This window comes from Kitasatospora sp. NPDC034035 (genome assembly GCF_055575755.1).
Window position 1 is genome coordinate 132,825 of the sequence record NZ_JBVISA010000012.1, and the last position, 20,594, is coordinate 153,418.

Annotated in this window: 23 protein-coding genes; 16 read left to right on the forward strand and 7 right to left on the reverse strand. The window is 71.6% G+C overall.

All coding sequences use genetic code 11. The features are described from left to right. Positions 1-84: 84 nt before the first annotated feature. The 11 genes from ACZ52J_RS19045 to era all read left to right on the forward strand — a co-directional run bounded on the left by ACZ52J_RS19045 (position 85) and on the right by era (position 8,043). Positions 85-852, forward strand: coding sequence for an RDD family protein (locus ACZ52J_RS19045; protein WP_465620145.1), 768 nt, complete (start codon positions 85-87; stop codon positions 850-852). A gap of 52 nt (positions 853-904) precedes the next feature. Further along, positions 905-1,258, forward strand: a complete 354-nt coding sequence (locus ACZ52J_RS19050; RefSeq protein ID WP_360504308.1) for a histidine triad nucleotide-binding protein — start codon at positions 905-907, stop codon at positions 1,256-1,258. Between the two features lie 6 nt (positions 1,259-1,264). Further along, complete coding sequence (locus tag ACZ52J_RS19055) at positions 1,265-2,188, forward strand: ribonuclease Z (protein ID WP_360504306.1); 924 nt, start codon at positions 1,265-1,267, stop codon at positions 2,186-2,188. 269 nt (positions 2,189-2,457) lie between these two features. Further along, positions 2,458-3,591 (forward strand): PhoH family protein, encoded by a 1,134-nt coding sequence (locus tag ACZ52J_RS19060; protein WP_396287807.1) that lies wholly within the window; start codon positions 2,458-2,460, stop codon positions 3,589-3,591. Between the two features lie 14 nt (positions 3,592-3,605). Next, positions 3,606-4,100: an rRNA maturation RNase YbeY gene (gene ybeY, locus ACZ52J_RS19065; RefSeq protein WP_465620148.1), complete on the forward strand. Its 495-nt coding sequence runs from the start codon at positions 3,606-3,608 to the stop codon at positions 4,098-4,100. Positions 4,101-4,118: 18 nt separating this feature from the next. After that, positions 4,119-5,444, forward strand: a complete 1,326-nt coding sequence (locus tag ACZ52J_RS19070) for a hemolysin family protein (protein WP_360504304.1) — start codon at positions 4,119-4,121, stop codon at positions 5,442-5,444. Between the two features lie 33 nt (positions 5,445-5,477). Next, positions 5,478-5,714: a hypothetical protein gene (locus ACZ52J_RS19075; protein WP_465620149.1), complete on the forward strand. Its 237-nt coding sequence runs from the start codon at positions 5,478-5,480 to the stop codon at positions 5,712-5,714. Positions 5,715-5,740: 26 nt separating this feature from the next. Next, positions 5,741-6,286: a DUF4383 domain-containing protein gene (locus ACZ52J_RS19080; protein WP_465620151.1), complete on the forward strand. Its 546-nt coding sequence runs from the start codon at positions 5,741-5,743 to the stop codon at positions 6,284-6,286. A 76-nt stretch (positions 6,287-6,362) separates the two neighbouring features. After that, the gene (locus ACZ52J_RS19085; RefSeq protein WP_465620152.1) at positions 6,363-6,716 is read left to right on the forward strand and encodes a cytidine deaminase; all 354 of its coding nucleotides are present in this window, start codon (positions 6,363-6,365) and stop codon (positions 6,714-6,716) included. 171 nt (positions 6,717-6,887) lie between these two features. Continuing rightward, positions 6,888-7,055, forward strand: a complete 168-nt coding sequence (locus tag ACZ52J_RS19090) for a hypothetical protein (RefSeq protein ID WP_360504296.1) — start codon at positions 6,888-6,890, stop codon at positions 7,053-7,055. Positions 7,056-7,113: 58 nt separating this feature from the next. Further along, positions 7,114-8,043, forward strand: coding sequence for a GTPase Era (gene era / locus ACZ52J_RS19095; protein ID WP_360504294.1), 930 nt, complete (start codon positions 7,114-7,116; stop codon positions 8,041-8,043). A 75-nt stretch (positions 8,044-8,118) separates the two neighbouring features. Here the strand turns inward: era and ACZ52J_RS19100 are convergent, their stop codons facing one another. Together ACZ52J_RS19100 and ACZ52J_RS19105 are read right to left on the reverse strand one after the other, a co-directional pair. Continuing rightward, a complete protein-coding gene (locus ACZ52J_RS19100) occupies positions 8,119-8,385 on the reverse strand; it encodes a protealysin inhibitor emfourin (RefSeq protein ID WP_360504292.1) in 267 nt (88 codons plus the stop codon). Between the two features lie 130 nt (positions 8,386-8,515). Next, positions 8,516-9,538, reverse strand: coding sequence for a M4 family metallopeptidase (locus ACZ52J_RS19105; protein WP_360504290.1), 1,023 nt, complete (start codon positions 9,536-9,538; stop codon positions 8,516-8,518). Positions 9,539-9,871: 333 nt separating this feature from the next. Here ACZ52J_RS19105 and leuA point away from each other — a divergent pair, with 333 nt between their 5' ends. The 4 genes from leuA to ACZ52J_RS19125 all read left to right on the forward strand — a co-directional run bounded on the left by leuA (position 9,872) and on the right by ACZ52J_RS19125 (position 14,416). Continuing rightward, positions 9,872-11,668, forward strand: coding sequence for a 2-isopropylmalate synthase (gene leuA / locus ACZ52J_RS19110; protein WP_360504288.1), 1,797 nt, complete (start codon positions 9,872-9,874; stop codon positions 11,666-11,668). Between the two features lie 250 nt (positions 11,669-11,918). After that, on the forward strand, positions 11,919-12,584 hold the full coding sequence (locus tag ACZ52J_RS19115; RefSeq protein WP_465620156.1) for a TerB family tellurite resistance protein: 666 nt from the start codon (positions 11,919-11,921) through the stop codon (positions 12,582-12,584). A 247-nt stretch (positions 12,585-12,831) separates the two neighbouring features. After that, the gene (gene recO / locus ACZ52J_RS19120) at positions 12,832-13,578 is read left to right on the forward strand and encodes a DNA repair protein RecO (RefSeq protein ID WP_360504284.1); all 747 of its coding nucleotides are present in this window, start codon (positions 12,832-12,834) and stop codon (positions 13,576-13,578) included. A 4-nt stretch (positions 13,579-13,582) separates the two neighbouring features. Beyond that, the gene (locus ACZ52J_RS19125; RefSeq protein ID WP_360504282.1) at positions 13,583-14,416 is read left to right on the forward strand and encodes an isoprenyl transferase; all 834 of its coding nucleotides are present in this window, start codon (positions 13,583-13,585) and stop codon (positions 14,414-14,416) included. A gap of 117 nt (positions 14,417-14,533) precedes the next feature. On the opposite strand, the gene ACZ52J_RS19130 is transcribed toward ACZ52J_RS19125, so the two are convergent. Genes ACZ52J_RS19130 through ACZ52J_RS19145 form a run of 4 tightly spaced genes read right to left on the reverse strand, consistent with a single transcriptional unit; the run spans position 14,534 to position 17,743 of the window. Further along, positions 14,534-14,944, reverse strand: coding sequence for a Fur family transcriptional regulator (locus tag ACZ52J_RS19130; protein WP_360504280.1), 411 nt, complete (start codon positions 14,942-14,944; stop codon positions 14,534-14,536). 35 nt (positions 14,945-14,979) lie between these two features. After that, positions 14,980-15,918, reverse strand: coding sequence for a metal ABC transporter permease (locus ACZ52J_RS19135; protein ID WP_465620158.1), 939 nt, complete (start codon positions 15,916-15,918; stop codon positions 14,980-14,982). After that, positions 15,915-16,682, reverse strand: coding sequence for a metal ABC transporter ATP-binding protein (locus ACZ52J_RS19140; RefSeq protein WP_465620160.1), 768 nt, complete (start codon positions 16,680-16,682; stop codon positions 15,915-15,917). The genes ACZ52J_RS19135 and ACZ52J_RS19140 overlap by 4 nt, the downstream gene beginning before the upstream one ends. A gap of 14 nt (positions 16,683-16,696) precedes the next feature. Then, complete coding sequence (locus ACZ52J_RS19145; protein WP_465620162.1) at positions 16,697-17,743, reverse strand: metal ABC transporter substrate-binding protein; 1,047 nt, start codon at positions 17,741-17,743, stop codon at positions 16,697-16,699. Positions 17,744-17,934: 191 nt separating this feature from the next. Here ACZ52J_RS19145 and ACZ52J_RS19150 point away from each other — a divergent pair, with 191 nt between their 5' ends. Next, positions 17,935-19,317, forward strand: a complete 1,383-nt coding sequence (locus tag ACZ52J_RS19150; protein ID WP_360504275.1) for a glycine--tRNA ligase — start codon at positions 17,935-17,937, stop codon at positions 19,315-19,317. 94 nt (positions 19,318-19,411) lie between these two features. Here the strand turns inward: ACZ52J_RS19150 and ACZ52J_RS19155 are convergent, their stop codons facing one another. Further along, positions 19,412-20,560 (reverse strand): hypothetical protein, encoded by a 1,149-nt coding sequence (locus ACZ52J_RS19155; RefSeq protein WP_465620163.1) that lies wholly within the window; start codon positions 20,558-20,560, stop codon positions 19,412-19,414. Positions 20,561-20,594 lie beyond the last annotated feature (34 nt).

A 20,594-nucleotide genomic window follows, 5' to 3' on the forward strand; every position in this document is an offset into this window, starting at 1 on the left:
AAGTCGGGTGGGCCGACTTCCCACGCGGGGGCGTGGGTAGGATGCGGGGCTGTTTCTTGATCCACAGCTCACGGGGGAATCACCATGGCACAGGGCTACCCGCCGTCGCCGTACGGCCAGAACCCTTACGGACAACAGCAACCGCAGCCGTACCCGCCCTACCAGCAGCAACCGCAGCCGTACCCGCCGCAGGGGTACGCACCGCAGGGCTACGCGCCGCAGCCGCCGCAGCCCCAGCAGCCCCAGCAGCCCCAGTACGGCCAGCCGCAGCAGTACGCCCAGCCGCAGCAGTACGGACAGCCCCAGCAGTACGCCCAGCCCGACCCGTACCCCGACCCCAACCCCTACCCGCAGCAGCCGCAGCACCCGCAGCGCGCCGCGACGCTGCCGCCCCCCAAGGAGGCGGGCGGCGGCCGGCGCTTCCTGGCGATCGTGCTCGACTTCTTCCTCGCGGTCGGCCTCGGCTTCGCCGCCGCCGACGCCGCGAGCCGGCCGAAGGTCAGGAACGTGGCGGGCCACTCCGTGCAGAGCGGCGGCCCGGCCGTGCCGTACGTCGTGGCGCTGGTCGTCGTCGGCCTCCTCGTGTCCTTCCTGAACCAGGTCGTGCTCGCCCGCCTCGCCGGCTTCAGCGTCGGCAAGGCGATCCTGGCGATGCGGGTGGTGCGCACCAAGCGGGTGATGCGCCCGAACACGTGGCGGCTCACCAGGCGCTGGCTGCTCGGCTTCGTCTTCCTCGCGGTGACGATCCTCTCCGAGGACTTCGACCTCGACGACGGCGACATCGTCGGCATGCGCGCGGTGCGTTGGAAGCACCTGCGGGAGTACCAGCAGGCCGCGGCCGGGCTCGGCTAGGCTGCGCCCGTACGGCCCCATCACCCGACGTACCGATCCCGAGGAGTAGCCGATGGCCGGCGAGGCGCAGCCCGACTGCCTGTTCTGCAAGATCGTGGCGGGCGAGATCCCGGCGACGGTGGTGCGCAAGACCGAGCGCGTCCTCGCCTTCCGCGACATCGCCCCCAAGGCCCCCGTGCACGTCCTGGTCATCCCGCACGTCCACTACCCGAACGCGGCCGCGCTGGCCGCCGCCGAGCCGGAGATCGCCGGTGAACTGCTCGCCGAGGCGGGCCGGGTGGCCGAGGACGAGGGCATCGAGGACTACCGGCTGATCTTCAACACCGGTGCGGGCGCCGGGCAGACGGTCTTCCACGCCCACGTCCACGTGCTCGGCGGCAAGCGCATGACCGAGAGCATGGTCTGATCCCAGGTGTCCCAGCGCGAACTCGTCGTCCTCGGCACCGCCAGCCAGGTGCCCACCCGGCACCGCAACCACAACGGCTACCTGCTGCGCTGGGACGGCGAGGGCCTGCTGTTCGACCCCGGCGAGGGCACCCAGCGGCAGATGCTGCACGCCGGGGTCACGGCCACCCAGATCACCCGGATCGCGGTCACCCACTTCCACGGCGACCACTGCCTGGGCCTCGCGGGGGTGATCCAGCGGATCAACCTGGACCGCGTCCCGCATCCGGTGGACGTCTACTTCCCGGCTTCCGGCGAGGTCTACTTCGAGCGGCTGCGGCACGCCACCGCGTACCACGAGACGGCCGTGCTGCGGCCCCGGCCGATCGACGAGCCGGGCCCGCTGCCCGCGCCCGGCGCCCGCTTCGCGCTGGACGCCGTGCGGCTGGACCACCCCGTGGAGTCCTTCGGCTACCGGCTGGCCGAGCCGGACGGCCGCCGGCTGGTGCCCGAACGGCTCGCCGCTCTGGGCGTCTCCGGGCCGGCGGTGGGCCGGCTGCAGCACGAGGGCGCGATCGAGGCGGACGGCCGGCGGGTCACCCTGGACGAGGTCAGCGAGCCGCGGCCGGGCCAGAAGTTCGCCTTCGTGATGGACACCCGGCTCTGCGAGGGCGTGTACGCGCTCGCCGAGGGCACCGACCTGCTGGTGGTCGAGGCCACCTTCACCGACGCCGACGCCCGTCTCGCCGAGGAGCACGGCCACCTCACCGCCGGGCAGGCCGCCAAGGTCGCCGCCGAGGCGGGCGCGCGCACCCTGGTGCTGACCCACTTCTCACAGCGCTATCCGGACCTCGGCCAGCATCTGGCCGACGCCCGCAAGCACTTCGACGGGGAGCTGGTGCTGGCCGCCGACCTCGCCCGGGTGCCCGTGCCCGTGCGCCGTCAGCCGTGAAGCCGCCTTCGCCGGCCGTGAACCCGCCGTCGTCGGCTGTCAACCCGCCTTCGTCGGCGGTGAACCGGCCCGCGTCGGCCGTGAACCCGCCCGCGCCGGGTACCCGCGGAAAAAAGGGCTCGCGCCGTCCCGCGAACTGCCGCAGCATCGACGGGTGCGGCCCCGCCGCCCGCCGCGGCGATCACGCTCGCGGCGTACCCTGGTGCCCCGGAGACACCGAGCGGCACACGACACCACGGATGGGATGAGGCAGGCCCCAGCGCCGACCTATGAGTGACACATCGCAGACCCGTACCAACGGACAGTCGCGTTCCGAACCGGCCGACGACGGCCGTGTCAGCGCCCGGTTCGTCATCCCCGAGAAGCACCCGATGGTCACCCTGCTCGGCACCGCGGACTCGCTGCTGCGCGTGATCGAACAGGGTTTCCCCGCCGCCGACATCCACGTCCGGGGCAACGAGGTGACCGCCACCGGGGCGCGCGCCGAAGTCGCCCTCGTGCAGAAGCTCTTCAACGAGATGATGCTGGTGCTGCGCACCGGCCAGCCCCTGACGGAGGACTCCGTGGAGCGCTCCATCGCCATGCTCCGCAGCCAGGAGCAGGACCCGGACAGCCCGGCGCCGTCCCAGGTGTTCACCGCGAACATCCTGTCCAACCGCGGCCGCACGATCCGCCCCAAGACCCTCAACCAGCAGCGCTACGTCGACGCGATCGACAAGCACACGATCGTCTTCGGCCTCGGCCCGGCCGGCACCGGCAAGACCTACCTGGCGATGGCCAAGGCCGTGCAGGCCCTGCAGGCCAAGGAGGTCAACCGGATCATCCTGACCCGCCCGGCGGTCGAGGCGGGGGAGCGGCTGGGCTTCCTGCCCGGCACCCTCTACGAGAAGATCGACCCGTACCTGCGCCCGCTCTACGACGCGCTGCACGACATGATGGACCCGGACTCCATCCCGCGCCTGATGGCGGCCGGCACCATCGAGGTCGCGCCGCTCGCGTACATGCGCGGCCGCACCCTCAACGACGCCTTCATCATCCTCGACGAGGCCCAGAACACCTCGCCCGAGCAGATGAAGATGTTCCTCACCCGCCTCGGGTTCAACTCCCGGGTGGTCGTCACCGGCGACACCAGCCAGATCGACCTCCCGGGCGGCACCAGGAGCGGCCTCAAGGTCGTCCAGGAGATCCTGGCCGACGTGCCCGACATCCATTTCTCCGTCCTCACCAGCACCGACGTGGTCCGCCACAAGCTGGTCGGCCGGATCGTGGACGCCTACGAGCGCTGGGACGCCCGCCAGGAGGCCGAGGAGGGCACCACCCCTCCCCGCAAGCCCGCCCAGCGGCGCCCGGGCAAGACCACGGCGCCCCGAGCACCCCGCCAGTCCCATCGCACCGAAAGCTGAGCACACAGCCCGTCATGTCGATCGACATCGCCAACGAGTCCGGTTGGGACGCCGATGAGGAAGCCATCCTCGACGTCGCCCGCTTCGCCCTGGACAAGATGCGGATCCACCCGCAGTCCGAACTGTCCGTGATCCTGGTGGACGGAGCGGCGATGGAGGAGCTGCACATCCAGTGGATGGACCTGCCCGGGCCTACCGACGTGATGTCCTTCCCCATGGACGAGCTGCGTCCCGGCAAGGAGGGCGAGGAGCTGCCGCAGGGCCTGCTCGGCGACATCGTGCTCTGCCCCGAGGTCGCCGAGCAGCAGGGCAAGTCCGCCCCCTCGAAGCACTCGATGGACGAGGAGCTGCAACTGCTCACCGTGCACGGCGTGCTGCACGTCCTCGGCTACGACCACGAGGAGCCCGAGGAAGAGGAGGAGATGTTCGCCCTCCAGAAGCGCATCCTGGACGACTGGCGGGCGGGCCGCGGCCTCGGCGGCATCTCCCCGGCCCCCACCACCCACTGAGCGCGGAGCCCGACCCCTGTGAGTGGTGAGAGTACGAGCTTCATCCTCGGTGCCGTGCTGCTCGTCGTCCTCGGCTGGCTGGCCGCGTGCGCCGAGGCGGGCATCTCCCGGGTCTCGCGGTTCCGGGCGGAGGAGGCCGTGCGGGTCGGCCGGCGCGGCTCCGCGCGCCTGCTGACCCTCGCCTCCGACCCGATCCGCTACCTCAACCTGGCGACCCTGATCCGGGTGGCCAGCGAGATGGCGGCGGCCGTCCTGGTCACCGTGGTGTGCGTGCGCAACCTCACCCCGACCTGGCAGGCCGTGCTGCTGGCGTTCGGCGTGATGGTGCTGGTGTCCTTCGTCGCGGTGGGGGTCTCGCCGCGCACGATCGGGCGCCAGCACCCGCTCACCACGGCGACCGCGGCCTCCTTCGTGCTGCTGCCGCTGGCCGCCGTGCTCGGCCCGATCCCGCGGTTGCTGATCCTCCTCGGCAACGCGCTGACCCCGGGCAAGGGCTACCGGGAGGGGCCGTTCGCCTCCGAGGCGGAACTGCGGGCCCTGGTGGACCTCGCCGAGAAGGACGACCTGATCGAGGACGAGGAGCGCCGGATGGTGCACTCCGTCTTCGAACTGGGCGACACCATCGTGCGCGAGGTGATGGTGCCGCGCACCGACCTGGTGATGATCGAGCGGCACAAGACCGTCCGGCAGGCCCTCACCCTGGCGCTGCGCTCCGGCTTCTCGCGGATCCCGGTGGTCGGCGACAACGAGGACGACGTGGTCGGCATCGTCTACCTCAAGGACCTGGTGCGGCGCACCCACATCAACCGGGAGGCGGAGGCCGAGGAGGTCGGCGCGGTGATGCGCCCGGCCGTGTTCGTCCCGGACTCCAAGCCGGCCGGCGACCTGCTGCGCGAGATGCAGCAGCGCCGCTCGCACGTGGCGATCGTGATCGACGAGTACGGCGGCACGGCCGGCCTGGTCACCATCGAGGACGTCCTGGAGGAGATCGTCGGCGAGATCACCGACGAGTACGACCGGGAGATCGCGCCGGTGGAGGACCTCGGCGACGGCTCGTACCGGATCACCGCCCGCCTGCTGGTCGAGGACCTGGGCGAGCTGTTCGGCATCGAGCTGGAGGACGAGGACGTCGAGACCGTCGGCGGCCTGCTGGCCAAGCACCTCGGCCGGGTGCCGATCCCCGGTTCCGCCTGCGAGATCCCGCTGCCGGAGCCGGCCACGGACGGCCTGACCGGCATCCTGCTGACCGCCGAGTCCTCGGCCGGCCGCCGCAACCGGATCGGCTCGATGGTCGCCACCCCGGTCCGCAAGGGCGACGAGGCCGAGGAGTTCGCGGGCGAGTAGCGGGTGGGCTGCCGCCGAGCGACCATGGAGGGCATGACGCACAAACTGCGCGCGGAGTACGGCCCGCAGGGGGTGGCCGGCGGAGTCAGGTCCTGGCACGTGGTGCGGGACCGGGACCTCTCGACGGCGCTCTGCGGCCGGACCATGCCCGACGACGCCGAGACGCGGCCCGAGCAGGAGTGGGGCACCGGGCTGCGCTGCTGCCAGCAGTGCGGCTCGCTCTACATGCACGAGACGCCCCACATGCAGGGGAGCCACCCCTACAGCTAGGCCATGGCTGAGCTCTGGAGGTCGCCATGAAGCTGCAAGACGAACTGCCCGTCGACCACAAGCTCCTCATGGTCTGGCGGATCGGAGCGGGGCTCGGAGGAGTCTTCCTGATCGTGTTCGGGGCCCTCGGGCTGGCCGACCACCCGGGCTTCCTCGACACCCGGGGCGATCAGGTCGCGGGGCTGTCGACCAACGGCGCGCTGGCCGTCCTGTCCATCGTGGCGGGCGCGATCCTGGTGATCGGGGCGGTGATCGGCGGGAACTTCGCCGCCAACCTGAACATGGCGGTGGGCGTGCTGTTCGTCCTGTCCGGTTTCTACGGCCTGACGGTGCTCGGACGGCCGGAGGCCAACATCCTCAACTTCCGGATGTCGAACGTGCTGTTCGCGTTCGTCTTCGGGGTCGTCCTGACGACATTCGGGATGTACGGCCGGGTGAGCAGCCATCTGCCGCACGACAACCCGTACTGGCGCCATCGCGCCGAGAACGAGGAGCCGATGCCGTCCGGGCCGAAGACCTTCGTCAAGGTCCTCCGCCCGAACCCGGGCCCGACCCACCCGGTCGGCCACTGAGCCGCTGCTACTCGCCCGCTCGCCTCCGGGGCGCTCGCGATCCGGTGGCGACGGGCGGCGGCCTATGCTCGGCGGCATGAGTGACATCGTCGAGCTCGACCCCGAAGACAAGAAGATCATCACCCTGGCCCGCTCGGCCCGCGCCCGCAACGGCGTCCCCGAGGGGGCCGCGGTGCGTGACGAGACCGGCCGGACCTACGTGGCCGGGACGGTCGCCCTGGAGTCGCTGCGGCTGAGCGCGCTGCAGACGGCGGTGGCGATGGCGGTGGCCAGCGGCGCCAAGTCGCTGGAGGCGGCGGCCGTGGTGAGCGAGGCGGAGCAGCCGGCCGAGGCCGACCTGGCGGCGGTGCGGGACCTGGGCGGGGCCGGGACGCCGGTGCTGCTGGCCGGTCCGGACGGGGCGCTGCGGGTGGCGGCCGAGGCGCGCTGAGCGGCGCTGGGGGGCTGCCGAGGGGGCACGGAGGGGCTCTGGGGGGGCTGTTGAGGGGCGGCCAGGGCCCTTGCGGGGCCTTCTCGGCCCGGCACCACCCGGCGTGGTGGCCCCCACGAGTTCTGCAGATAATCTCACCGGGGGAGTGGACTCGGTGAGGGGGGCTGGGACATGGGGGCGGTGGCGTTCTTCGCCGGGCTGCTGCTGTTCGTGATGGGGCTGGGGAAATGGCAGGAGACCGGTTCGCAGGGCTGGCTGTTCGGCTCGCTCGGATTCCTGCTGGTGCTGGTGGTGGTCTCGCTGATTCCCGGGAACGCCAAGGGCGGAAAGCAGGGCTGAACGCGCCCGGGGGCGACCCCGGGCAGCGGGGCTCCGGTGATCAGGGAGAATGGAGCCCATGAATGCCCCTTCCTCCTCGTACCGCTCCGGGTTCGCGTGCTTCGTCGGCCGGCCCAACGCGGGCAAGTCGACCCTGACCAACGCCCTGGTGGGGACGAAGGTCGCGATCACCTCCGACCGCCCTCAGACCACCCGGCACACCGTGCGCGGCATCGTGCACCGCCCCGACGCCCAGCTCGTCCTGGTCGACACCCCCGGTCTGCACAAGCCGCGCACGCTGCTCGGCGAGCGCCTCAACGACCTGGTCCGCAGCACCTGGGCCGAGGTCGACGTGATCGGTTTCTGCCTGCCCGCCGACCAGAAGATCGGCCCCGGCGACAAGTTCATCGCCAAGGAGATCGCCGGGATCAAGAAGACCCCGAAGGTCGCCATCGTCACCAAGACCGACCTGGTCGACTCCAAGCGCCTGGCCGAGCAGCTGATCGCCATCCACCAGCTCGGCATCGAGCTGGGCTTCGAGTGGGCCGAGATCATCCCGGTCTCCGCAGTCGGCGACAAGCAGGTCGAACTGGCCGCCGACCTGCTCACCAAGCTGCTGCCGGAGGGCGACCAGCTCTACCCGGACGGCGACCTCACCGACGAGCCCGAGCAGATCATGGTCGCCGAGCTGATCCGCGAGGCCGCGCTCGAGGGCGTGCGGGACGAGCTGCCGCACTCGCTGGCCGTCGTGGTCGAGGAGATGCTCCCGCGCGAGGGCCGCCCGGCGGACCGCCCGCTGCTGGACATCCACGCCAACGTCTACATCGAGCGGCAGAGCCAGAAGGCGATCGTGATCGGCGCCAAGGGCTCGCGGCTGAAGCACGTCGGCACCACCGCCCGCAAGCACATCGAGGCGCTGCTCGGCACGCCGGTCTACCTCGACCTGCACGTCAAGGTCGCCAAGGACTGGCAGCGCGACCCGAAGCAGCTGCGCAAGCTCGGCTTCTGAACCGGGGCCCCTGAACCGGGGCCCCTGACCGGGGAGTTCGAGCGCCGGTCGCCGCTTCCGCCGCCGTCGCTGGTGCTACGCGCCCTCGCGCAGCACCAGCGACACCAGCTCCCGCTGCGAGTCGGTGAGCTTCGGGTCGGCGCAGTACACCGTCCGGCCGTCGACGGTGATCTCGTAGTGGAAACCGTCCGGCACCCCGTACGAGGGGGCGCGCAGCCCGCCCGCGACGGCCTCGCGGGCGAGGGCGTGGACGTGCGGGGCGTCCGTGCGCTCGGCGCTGTCGAGCTCCGCGTGGCGGACGATTCCGGCGAAGCCGCCGGTCCGGGTCACCTGGATACGCATGGTGTCCATGGTGGTACGCAGGGAAGGCTTTTGCGGCGCTTTTCCCGGACCGTGACCTTAAGCGCACCTCAACCCGGTCTCAGCCGGTCTCGGCTCCTCTGCCCGGCCGTACGGTGATGAGGTCATCCGGTCACCCCGGGCTGATCCCGACCTGCGCCCAGGAAGCCGTGACGGTGTCCGCGACCGAGGACTGGTCGGGGTAGCGGGCCTTGGCGGCGGCCACGGTGGCCCGGGCGAAGGCGGTGAAGTCGGCGTCGGCGGGCAGTGTGCGGCCGGTCAGCGCGTCGTACCAGATCCGCCCGGCGCGCTCCCAGGCCGAGCCGCCGAGGGCGGTGGCCAGCAGGTAGAACGCGTGGTTGGGGATGCCGGAGTTGATGTGCACGCCGCCGTTGTCCTCGGCGGTGTTCACGTAGTCCCGCATGTGCGCGGGCTGCGGGTCCTTGCCGAGCCGGGGGTCGTCGTAGGCGGTGCCGGGCGCCTTCATCGAACGCAGCGCCACGCCCTGGACGCCGGGGGCGAGCAGTCCGGCGCCGATCAGCCAGTCGGCGTCGGCGGCGCTCTGGCGCAGCGCGTACTGCTTGACCAGCGAGCCGAAGACGTCGGAGACCGACTCGTTGAGCGCGCCGGGCTGGTCCTGGTAGTCGAGTCCGGCGGTGAACTGGGTGACGCCGTGGGTGAGTTCGTGGCCGATGACGTCGATGCAGGCGGTGAAGTCGCCGAAGATCTCGCCGTCGCCGTCGCCGAAGACCATCTGGTGGCCGTTCCAGAAGGCGTTGTCGTAGTTGCGGCCGTAGTGGACGCTGGCGTCCAGCCGCAGGTTGTGGTCGTCGATGGAGTGCCGGCCGAAGGCGTCGGCGTAGAGCGCGAAGGTGGCGCCGAGGCCGTCGTAGGCGTGGTTGACGGAGGCGTCGGCGACCGCCGCCTGGCCCTCGGTGCGCGCGGTGCGGCCGGGCAGCCGCTGGCCGTGGGCGGCGTCGGAGATCACCCGGTTGAGGCCCGGGGCGCCGCCGGTGGGCGGGGGCGGGGAGAGGCGGGCCGCGCGGTGCGCGGCGTCGAGTGCGAGGGAGTGGACGGCGGCTTCGTGACCGGCCTCGGCGAGGCGGTCCAGGACGTACGGCGGGACAATCGCGCAGATCGGTACTGCTGCAGTCATGTGGCCCAGGGTGAGGCCTCGATGACCGAATGTCACCACCCTTGACATGACCGGTCGGCGTCTCAAGGAGTGGAACGGGAGCCCGGATCACTTCGGGGGCGCGCGGCGCTGGGTTACGCTGGGGCATCATGCGCAACGGGCTGCTTCTTCTTAGCTGCCGCGTCGAGGGCCTGTAGTCCACTGGGGCCGGCTCCCTCGCCGCGGGGAACGAGCTGTGCGCGGAATCGGCGATCCAATGGCGGGTCGCGAGCGGCAGCAGAGGCCGGCCAGTCGGTGTTGATCCCTCCCGACCCGCCCGCACCACGCATCCACAGGAAGCCGAGAGTCACCTCCATGACCGAGCAGACCTCCGCCGCGTCCATCCCCGCCGCTCGCGCCTTCGTCGACCGGCCCACCCCGATCACCGCCGCCGCCGTGCGCCAGCAGCCCTCCGGCATGCGGTACGGGCGCTACCTGCCGTTCGGCACCGTGGACCTGCCGGACCGCACCTGGCCGGACTCCGTGATCACCAAGGCGCCGCGCTGGCTCTCGACCGACCTGCGGGACGGCAACCAGGCGCTGATCGACCCGATGTCCCCGGCCCGCAAGCGCAAGATGTTCGACCTGCTGGTCGGCATGGGCTACAAGGAGATCGAGGTCGGCTTCCCCTCCTCCGGTGCCACCGACCACGCCTTCGTACGGTCGCTGATCGAGGAGGGGGCGATCCCCGAGGACGTCACCATCTCGGTGCTGACGCAGGCCCGGGAGGAGCTGATCGAGAAGACCGTCGAGGCGCTGGTCGGCGCCCCGCGCGCGACCGTCCACCTGTACAACGCGACGGCGCCGCTGTTCCGCCGGGTGGTGTTCCGCAACGACAAGGCGGCCACCAAGGCGATCGCCACCGACGGCACCCGGCTGGTGATGGAGTACGCGGAGAAGCTGCTGGGCGAGGACACCGTCTTCGGCTACCAGTACTCGCCGGAGATCTTCGTCGACACCGAGCTGGACTTCGCGCTGGAGGTCTGCGAGGCGGTCATGGACGTCTGGCAGCCGGGCGAGGGCCGCGAGATCATCCTGAACCTGCCGGCCACCATCGAGCGGGCCACCCCGAACGTCCAGGCCGACCAGTTCGAGTGGATGTCGCGCAACCTGTCCCGCCGCGAGTTCGTCTGTCTGTCGGTGCACCCGCACAACGACCGCGGCACCGCCGTCGCCTCCGCCGAGCTGGCCTACATGGCGGGCGCGGACCGCATCGAGGGCTGCTTGTTCGGGCAGGGTGAGCGGACCGGCAACGTCGACCTGGTGACGCTGGGGATGAACCTGTTCTCGCAGGGCATCGACCCGCAGATCGACTTCTCCGACATCGACGAGGTGCGCCGCACCGCCGAGTACTGCAACCAGATGGAGGTGCACCCGCGCCACCCGTACGCCGGTGACCTGGTGTACACCTCCTTCTCCGGCTCGCACCAGGACGCCATCAAGAAGGGCTTCGACACCCTGGAGGCCGACGCCAGGGCGGCGGGCGTGCCGGTGGAGGAACACACCTGGGGCGTGCCGTACCTGCCGATCGACCCGAAGGACGTCGGCCGCACCTACGAGGCGGTCATCCGGGTCAACAGCCAGTCCGGCAAGGGCGGCGTCGCGTACGTCCTGAAGAACGACCACAAGCTGGACCTGCCGCGCCGGATGCAGATCGAGTTCTCCCGGATCATCCAGGCCAAGACCGACGCCGAGGGAGGCGAGGTCACCCCGGCCGAGATCTGGCGGGTCTTCGAGGACGAGTACCTGCCGACCACCGACAACCCGTGGGGCCGGGTGGCGCTGAGCGGCTCGCGCACCCTGACCACCGAGGACGGCCGGGACGCGCTGACCGCCGAGGCCGTGGTGGACGGCACGCCGGTGGCCCTGAGCGGTGCCGGCAACGGCCCGGTCTCGGCCTTCGCGGACGCGCTGGCCCGGATCGGCTTCGACGTGCGCGTCCTGGACTACGCCGAGCACGCGCTGAGCGAGGGCGGCGACGCCCAGGCCGCCGCGTACGTCGAGTGCGCGGTGGACGGCCAGGTGCTGTGGGGCGTGGGCATCGACGGCAACACCGTGCTGGCCTCGCTGAAGGCCATGATCAGCGCCGTCAACCGGTCGCAGCGCGGGTAGTTCGTACGAGTGGCACACGGCGGGGCCGTCCTGCGGGGCGGCCCTTCGCCGTACCCAGGCACCTGCGCGGGGGCGCTGTGTCCTGCGCCACATTTTTTGGGATCGGAAGCCGTTCGAGGTACTGACACGTGCCGGTAACCATGGCAACATCGATCCACCGGAAAGCCGGGTCGGTGGGACGGCTCGGTGTCCGGTCGCGTGACCTGCCCATCGTCGAGCAGGCCGCCTGCCATGTCTGGGGAGTGGCGCCGTGACCAGGTTGTGGGGTGTTCGCCCGCGGTGGCGGACTGACGTTCTCGGTGACTTCTTCTGCCCGGGCTGCGGCGGGGACCGCAACTACCGCCGGCAGCACGGCCGGCGGTGGCTGCGGTTGCTCGGCACCCCGGTGCTCCCGCTCGGACCGGTGATCGGCAGCGTGCAGTGCACCAGTTGCCACGGTCGGTACGGCGTCGAGAGCCTCGAACAGCTGACCTGCGTACGCCTCGGCGCGATGCTGCGGGACGCCCAGTACACCATCGCGCTGGCCCTCCTCGCGGCCGGCGGCACCGCCCACCGGGAGGCGCGCGACGCGGCCTGCGCGGCGGTGCGCGAGGCCGGGTTCGAGGACTGCGGCGAGGCCCAGGTGCTGGCCGCGCTCGCCGCGCTCTCCGGACTCGGCGGCGAACTCTACGACGCCCACGGCATGGCCGGCGGCCTGGCCGTCGAACTGCACGCGGTGCTCGAACCGCTCACGCCGCACCTCGCCCACCACGGCCGCGAACGGCTGCTGCTGCAGGGCGCGGCGATCGCCCTGGCCGACGGGCGCTACCTGCCGCAGGAGCGCGAGGCGCTGACCGCGGTCGGGCGCTGCCTGGACCTGCCGCAGGCGCGGGTCGGGGCGCTGCTGGAGGCGGCGACCCGGGCACCGTACAAGTAGCCGGCACGAGCAACCGGTACACGTAGCCCGTACACGTAGCCCCTCGTCGCCGCTTCACCCGTCGACCATCTCCGAAATCCCCCACAAACGGGCCCGAACCCCCTCCGGGCCCGCCGTGACCCGCGCCGCAGTGGTCCTCCCCCACGGCCCCGGTGCGGGCAACACGGCTGTCCGGCGCTGTCCGCCCGCGGTGCGTCGCCGCCCGCGGCCGTCCGCCGCTGTCGGCGGCTGGGGGAGAATGGTCGGCATGAGTCTTTTCCGGGACGACGGCGTCGTGTTGCGGGCGCAGAAGCTCGGCGAGGCCGATCGGATCATCACCCTGCTGACCCGCCAGCACGGCAAGGTGCGGGCGGTGGCGCGCGGGGTGCGCAAGACCAAGTCCAAGTTCGGTGCCCGCCTGGAGCCGTTCTCGCACGTGGACGTGCAGTTCTTCAGCCGGGGGAGTGAGCTGATCGGCCGCGGGTTGCCGCTCTGCACCCAGGTCGAGACCATCGCGCCGTACGGCGGTTCGATCGTCACCGACTACGGCCGCTACACCGCGGGCACCGCGATGCTGGAGACGGCCGAGCGCTTCGCCGAGAACGAGGGCGAGCCCGCCGTCCAGCAGTACCTGCTGCTGGTGGGCGGGCTGCGCACGCTGGCGGCGGGGGTGCACGAGTCGCACCTGGTGCTGGACGCCTTCCTGCTGCGCTCGCTCGCGGTGAACGGGTACGGCGCGAGCTTCACGGACTGCGCCAAGTGCGGTCTGGAGGGGCCGAACCGTTTCTTCTCGCTCGCCGCAGGCGGGGTGCTCTGCCCGGACTGCCGAGTGCCGGGATGTGCCGTACCCTCCCCTGAGACACTGGTACTGCTCGGGGCGCTGCTGTCAGGGGACTGGCGGACGGCCGACGCCTGCGAGCCGCGGTACTGGCGGGAGGGCAGCGGCCTGGTCGCGGCCTATCTGCAGTGGCACCTGGAGCGGGGCATCCGCTCGATGAGATACGTGGAGAAGTGAGCACATGGCAGCGCGACGGCTCTTCGGCGGCGGCAAGCAGCGGGCGTACGCGCCCCCGACCCCGCACCCCAGCGGCGCACAGCCCCCGAAGATCCCCGGCGAGCTGGTGCCCGAGCACGTCGCCATCGTGATGGACGGCAACGGCCGCTGGGCCAAGGAGCGCGGGCTGCCCCGCACCGAGGGCCACAAGGTCGGCGAGTCCGTGGTGCTCGACGTCCTCGCGGGCGCCATCGAGCTCGGGGTCAAGAACATCTCGCTGTACGCCTTCTCCACCGAGAACTGGAAGCGCTCGCCCGACGAGGTGAAGTTCCTGATGAACTTCAACCGGGACGTCATCGCCCGCCGCCGCGACGAGATGGACGCGATGGGCGTGCGGATCCGCTGGGCCGGCCGGATGCCCAAGCTGTGGAAGAGCGTCGTCCAGGAGCTGCAGGTCGCCGAGGAGCAGACCAAGGGCAACGACGCCGTCACGCTCTACATGTGCGTCAACTACGGCGGCCGGGCCGAGCTGGCGGACGCGACGCAGGCGATCGCGCGGGAGGTCGCGGCCGGGCGGCTGGACCCGAAGAAGGTCAACGAGAAGACCCTCGCCAAGTACATGTACCACCCGGACATGCCGGACGTGGACCTCTTCCTGCGCCCCAGCGGTGAGCAGCGCACCTCCAACTTCCTGCTCTGGCAGTCCGCTTACGCCGAGTTCGTGTTCCAGGACGTGCTCTGGCCGGACTTCGACCGCCGTGACCTGTGGCGCGCCTGCGAGCAGTACGCGCGGCGCGACCGGCGCTTCGGCGGGGCGATCCCGAACGAGCTCCCCGCGCCGCGGCCGTCCCAGCGCTGACGCGCTCCGTATGCGACGGAAAGGACCCACCGGGATCTGCCCGGTGGGTCCTTTCCGTCGCGTACGGCTGTGTACGGCGTCGTACGACCGGTACGGCAGGTGTGCCGGTCGGCCGGCTCAGAGCTTCTTGGCGCACTCCGCGCAGGTGCCGAAGATCTCCAGCGTGTGGGCGATGTCGCTGAAGCCGTGCTCGGCGGCGACCGAGTTGGCCCAGCGCTCCACCGCGGGGCCCTCCACCTCGACGGTCGCGCCGCAGTGCCGGCAGACCAGGTGGTGGTGGTGCCCGCTGCTGCACCGGCGGTAGACGGCCTCGCCGTCGGCGGTGCGCAGCACGTCGACCTCACCGGCGTCCGCCAGCGACTGCAGGGTGCGGTAGACCGTGGTCAGACCGACGGAGTCCCCGCGGTGCTTGAGCAGGTCGTGGAGCTCCTGTGCGCTGCGGAAGTCCGCGATCTCGTCCAGGGCCGCCGAGACGGCGGCACGCTGCCGGGTCGATCGGGCACGCGGCGACGGGCCTGCGGTGGTCACCGGGGGTCCTCCTGGGGTCGTGGTCGGCTCGCACCTCATTGTGCCAGCCCGGCCCGCCCGTCAGGGGTGGTCGTGTCGGAGGAAGTCCGCTCCGGCGACTGGAGCGGCAGTTCGACGTCGCAGACCTTCGGTCCGTGCTCGGTGTCGGCGCGGTGGCGGTGGCGGCGGCGGGCGAGCGGTGCGGCGAGCGCGCTGAACACCGCGAAGACCGCGATGGCGAGCAGCACGATGGCCGGGCCGGAGGGCACGTCGAGCTGGTAGGAGCCGGTGACGCCGGCCAGCGAGACCACCACGCCGAGCGCGATCGAGGCGGCCTGGGTGGCGGCGAAGGATCGGGTGAGCTGCTGGGCGGCGACCACCGGGACCACCATCAGGGCGCTGACCAGCAGCAGGCCGACCACCCGCATGGCGACGGTGACGGTGACCGCGGCCATCACGGCGAGCAGCAGGTTGAGGGTGCGCACCGGCAGGCCGGTGACCCGGGCGAAGTCCTCGTCCTGGCAGATCGCGAACAGCTGGCGGCGCAGGCCGACGGTGACCGCGATGACCACCGCGCCGAGCACCGCGATCGCGGCCAGGTCGGCGGGGGCGACGGTGAGGATCGAGCCCCACAGGTAGCTCTCCAGCGAGCCGGCGCCGGCCTGGGCGGAGAGCGAGACGAGCAGTTTGCCGCAGGCCATGCCGCCGTAGAAGAGCATCGCGAGGGCGATGTCGCCGCGCTGGTTGCCGCGCGAGCGGACCAGCTCCATGGTGACGGCGCCGAGCACGCAGACCAGCACGGCCATCCAGACCGGGCTGGTCTGGAAGATGAAGCCGAGGCCGACGCCGGTCATCGCGACGTGGCCCATGCCGTCGCCCATCAGGGCCTGGCGGCGCTGCACCAGGTAGATGCCGACGGCCGGGGCGGTGATCCCGACCAGGACGGCGGCGAGCAGGGCGCGCTGCATGAAGTCGTAGGACAGCATCTCGGTCATGCGAGCAGCCTCGGCGGGGTCAGGTCGGCGTGCGGGTGGACGTGGTCGTGGCCGGGCAGCGCGTGCAGGCCGGTGTTGGGCACGGGCGGGCCGTCGTGCGCGACGCAGCCGTCCCGCAGGACGACGGCGCGGTCGATCAGCGGTTCCAGCGGCCCGAGTTCGTGCAGCACGAGGAGGACGGCGGCACCGCGGCCGACCTCGGCGCGCAGCGTGTCGGCGAGCACCTGCTGGCTGGCGGAGTCCACGCCGGCCATCGGCTCGTCCATGATCAGCAGGTCGGGGGAGCCGACCAGGGCGCGGGCGATCAGCACCCGCTGCTGCTGGCCGCCGGACAGGTCGGCCACGCCGTCCCCGGCCCGCTCCAGCATGCCGACGGCGGCCAGCGCGCGGTCCACCGCCTCGCGGTCCTTGCGGCGGAACGGCAGCAGCCGGTGCTGCGGCAGTCGTCCGGTGGAGACCACCTCGCGCACGGTGGCCGGGACGCCGGAGGCGGCGGTGGTGCGCTGCGGGACGTACCCGATCCGGTGCCAGGCGCGGAAGGAGCCGTACGGGGCGCCGAACAGCTCCAGGGTGCCGTGCTCCAGCGGGACGGAGCCGATCACGGTCTTGACGGTGGTCGACTTGCCGGAGCCGTTGGCGCCCAGCAGGGCGACGACCTCGCCGGGCCGGACGGTGAGGTCGACGCCGCGCAGCACCGGCCGGCCGCCGCGCGAGGCGACGGCGGCACGGAGGCGGACGGCCGGGGGGATCGGGTGGGTCGTCATGGTGTTCCGTCCCGTCAGCTGGTGGCGGCAGGGGTGGTGGCGTCGGGGGTGGGGGCGTCGGCTCCGGCCGGGGTGGCAGGCGTTCCGCTGCCGGCGGGGGCGCCGAGGGCGGCCTGGAGGTTGGCCAGGTTCTGCTTCATGACGGTGAGGTAGTCGTCCTTGGCCGGGTCCTTGACGCCTTCCAGCGGGTCCAGGACGGCGGTCTTGAGGCCGAGGTCCTTGGCGACGGTGTCGGCGAGCTTGGGGCTGACCAGGGTCTCGAAGAAGATCGTGGTGACGCCGTTGTCCTTGGCGGCCTTCTGTACGGCGGCGAGGCGGGCCGGGGTGGGCTCGGACTCCGGGTCGACGCCGTTGATGGCGACCTGGGTGAGGCCGTAGTGGTCGGCGAGGTAGCCGAAGGCGGCGTGGCTGGTGACGAAGGTCTTGGTCTTGGTGTCCTTCAGTCCGGCCCGGAAGTCCTGGTCGAGCGCGGTGAGCTTGGTGACCAGTTCGTCGGTGTTCTTCCGGTAGTCCTCGGCGTGGGTCGGGTCGGCCTTGGCGAACTCGTCGCCGACGCTCTTGGCGATCGCCGCGTAGCGGGTCGGGTCGAGCCAGATGTGCGGGTCGCCGGCCGGGCCCTCGTGCTTGTGGCCGTCGGCTGCGTTGCCGTCGCCCTCGGAGCCCTCGTCGAGGTGGTGGTCGACCAGCGGGCTGGCGGCGGTGGCGTCGATCCTGTGCTTGCCGGAGGACTGCGCGACGGCCTGGTCGACGGTGGGCTGCAGGCCCTTGAGGTAGAGGATCGCGTCGGCCTTCTGGACGGTGCCGACCTGCTTGGCGGTGAGCTCCAGGTCGTGCGGCTCGACGCCGGCGGCGGTGAGATCGGTGACCGCGACGTGCTCCTTGCCGATCTGCTGGGCGAGGAACTCCATCGGGTAGAAGGAGGCGACGACCTTCAGCTTGCCGTTGCCGCTGTCGGCGCTGCTGCTGCCTCCGCAGGCGGTGAGGACGAGGGGCGCGGCGAGCGCGGTGGCGGCGATGGCTATGGAGCGGCGGGTCCGTCGTCGAGGCAGTCCGATCATCATGACAATCATTCTCATCTAAGATGGAAATGATTGTCAACTCACTCGGACGGGTGAACGGGGGGTGGCGAAGAGTGGGGGCAGCCGGACGATACCGATTTGAATCACGTACCCATATGGCCGGTAACCTGAGGTATTCGGGTACGCGCAACCAGCCGTGCCCTGACCGTGCCGTACGTACTGAAGAGAGCACTGTGGCCGCCGACAAGATCGACACGATCGTCAGCCTGAGCAAGCGCCGTGGCTTCGTCTACCCCTGCAGCGAGATCTACGGCGGCACGCGTGCCGCCTGGGACTACGGACCGCTGGGTGTCGAGCTCAAGGAGAACATCAAGCGCCAGTGGTGGCGCGCGATGGTCCAGGCCCGCGAGGACGTCGTCGGCCTCGACTCGTCGGTGATCCTGGCGCGCGAGGTGTGGGAGGCCTCCGGCCACGTCGCGACCTTCAACGACCCGCTGACCGAGTGCCTCTCCTGCCACAAGCGCCACCGGGCCGACCACCTGGAAGAGAAGTACGAGGCCAAGCACGGCTTCCCGCCGCCGAACGGTCTCAAGGACGTCAACTGCCCCGACTGCGGCACCAAGGGCCAGTTCACGGAGCCCAAGGACTTCTCGGGCATGCTGAAGACCCACCTCGGCGTCACCGAGGAGGCCAGCGGCCTCGCGTTCCTGCGCCCCGAGACGGCGCAGGGCATCTTCACCAACTTCAAGGCCGTCCAGACCACCTCGCGCAAGAAGCCGCCGTTCGGCATCGCCCAGACCGGCAAGAGCTTCCGCAACGAGATCACCCCCGGCAACTTCATCTTCCGCACCCGCGAGTTCGAGCAGATGGAGATGGAGTTCTTCGTCAAGCCGGGCGAGGACGAGCAGTGGCACGAGTACTGGCTCCAGCAGCGCTGGGACTGGTACGTCGACCTCGGCCTGCGCACCGAGAACATGCGCTTCTTCGAGCACCCGAAGGAGAAGCTCTCCCACTACGCCAAGCGCACGGTGGACATCGAGTACCGCTTCAACTTCGGTGGCAGCGAGTTCTCCGAGCTCGAGGGCGTCGCCAACCGCACCGACTACGACCTGCGGGTGCACAGCGAGGCGTCCGGCCAGGACCTGAAGTACTTCGACCAGGAGTCCGGCGAGCGCTACTTCCCGTACGTCATCGAGCCGGCGGCCGGCCTCAACCGCGCCATGCTCGCCTTCCTGATCGACGCCTACTTCGAGGACGAGGCGCCCAACGCCAAGGGCGTCATGGAGAAGCGCGTCGGCATGCGGCTCGACCCGCGCCTGGCCCCGGTCAAGGTCGCCGTCCTGCCGCTGTCGCGCAACGCCGACCTCTCCCCGAAGGCCCGCGGCCTCGCCGCCGACCTGCGCACCGCCTGGAACGTCGAGTTCGACGACGCCGGCGCGATCGGCAAGCGCTACCGCCGCCAGGACGAGATCGGCACGCCGTTCTGCGTCACCGTCGACTTCGACACCCTCGAGGACAACGCGGTGACCATCCGCGACCGCGACACCATGTCGCAGGAGCGCGTCTCGCTGGACCAGGTCAAGGCGTACCTGGGTGCGCGCCTGATCGGCTGCTAGGACGGGTCCGCCTGTTCGGGGAGCCCCCGACCGCCCTGATCTCGGGGCGGTCGGGGGCTCCTCGCTGTGTGCGGCCTCGCTGCGGCGGCAGCCGTTACCTGCGTCCCCAGCGGGAGCGGGGGGCTGTGGGCGGGGTGGTCGGCAGGCCGGCCGCGCGGAGGGCGGCGAGGGTGGTGCGGTGGCGGGGCCCGCCGGCGCGGAGTGCGTCCAGCAGCTCGCCGTACAGGTTCCGGCTGCCGGCGCCGTCCAACGCGGCCGCCAGGCGCACCAGTTCGACGGGCGGGCGGAGCGCCGCCAGTTCCTGCAGCAGGTCCGTGGCGAGCGCCGGCGGCAGCTCGGTGACGAGGTCGGCGAGGTCGGCGGTGGGACGGCCGGCCGCCTGGCGCAGCAGCGTCCGGACGTCGCCGGGGCGGCCGTGCTGCTGGAGGCAGGCGGCGAGGGACGTCAGCTCGGGCGTCGGCGCCGAGCCCCACTCCCACAGGAGCGTCGCGCCGTCCGCGTTCTGCCCCGCCTGCTCCAGCGCCGAGAGGAGCCCCGGGACGGAGGCGGCCGGGTAGGCCCAGAAGGCGTGGAACAGTTCGGCCGCCTCCTCGGCCAGGCCCAGCTCGCGCAGCTCCGCCAGGACGGCGACGGCGTGCTCGGGCGCGGCCTGCGCGGTGCTGCGGGCGAGGTGGAGGGAGGCGCCGGTCGGGCCGTACTGGGCGAGCATGCCGACCAACAGTGCGGCGTCGGCGGGCTCCAGGCGGGCCGCCGCCTGGTCGAGCAGCTCCTCGGCCTCGGTGAGGGCGCCGGTGCGGTGGAGGGTGGAGATCCGCTCGGTGAGGGCGCCGATGTCGGGGCGGGCGGGGGAGGGCGGGGCCTGCCGGGGCGAGGGTTGCGGCTGCGGCTCCGGCTGATGCGCCGGTTCCGGCTCCGGTCGGTACTGCTGGTGGTACTGCTGGTGTGGGTCCTGCTCTCCGTGTCTGAGTCGTGTCTCCAAGGCCTCCAACCGGTCGCTGAGTTGGAGGCACCGGGCGCCCAACCCCTCGCGGAGGGTGCGGGCCTGGGCGAGTTGCCGCAGCAGGTCACCGTCCGGCCGCTGGCGCCCCGGGCTCGCCCGGATCGCCTCGTTCAGTCGCCGTTCACGCTGACTCGCGTAACGGCTCGCACGGAGTAACTCGTCCAGCTCTGCGCGGAGTTCGGCGGCTTGTCGCTCGCCCCCCAGCTGTTGGCCTGCGGGTTGTGCCGTCGGCCGCATGCGCATGATCGCCCCAACCTGTCCATCCAGACCCTGACTG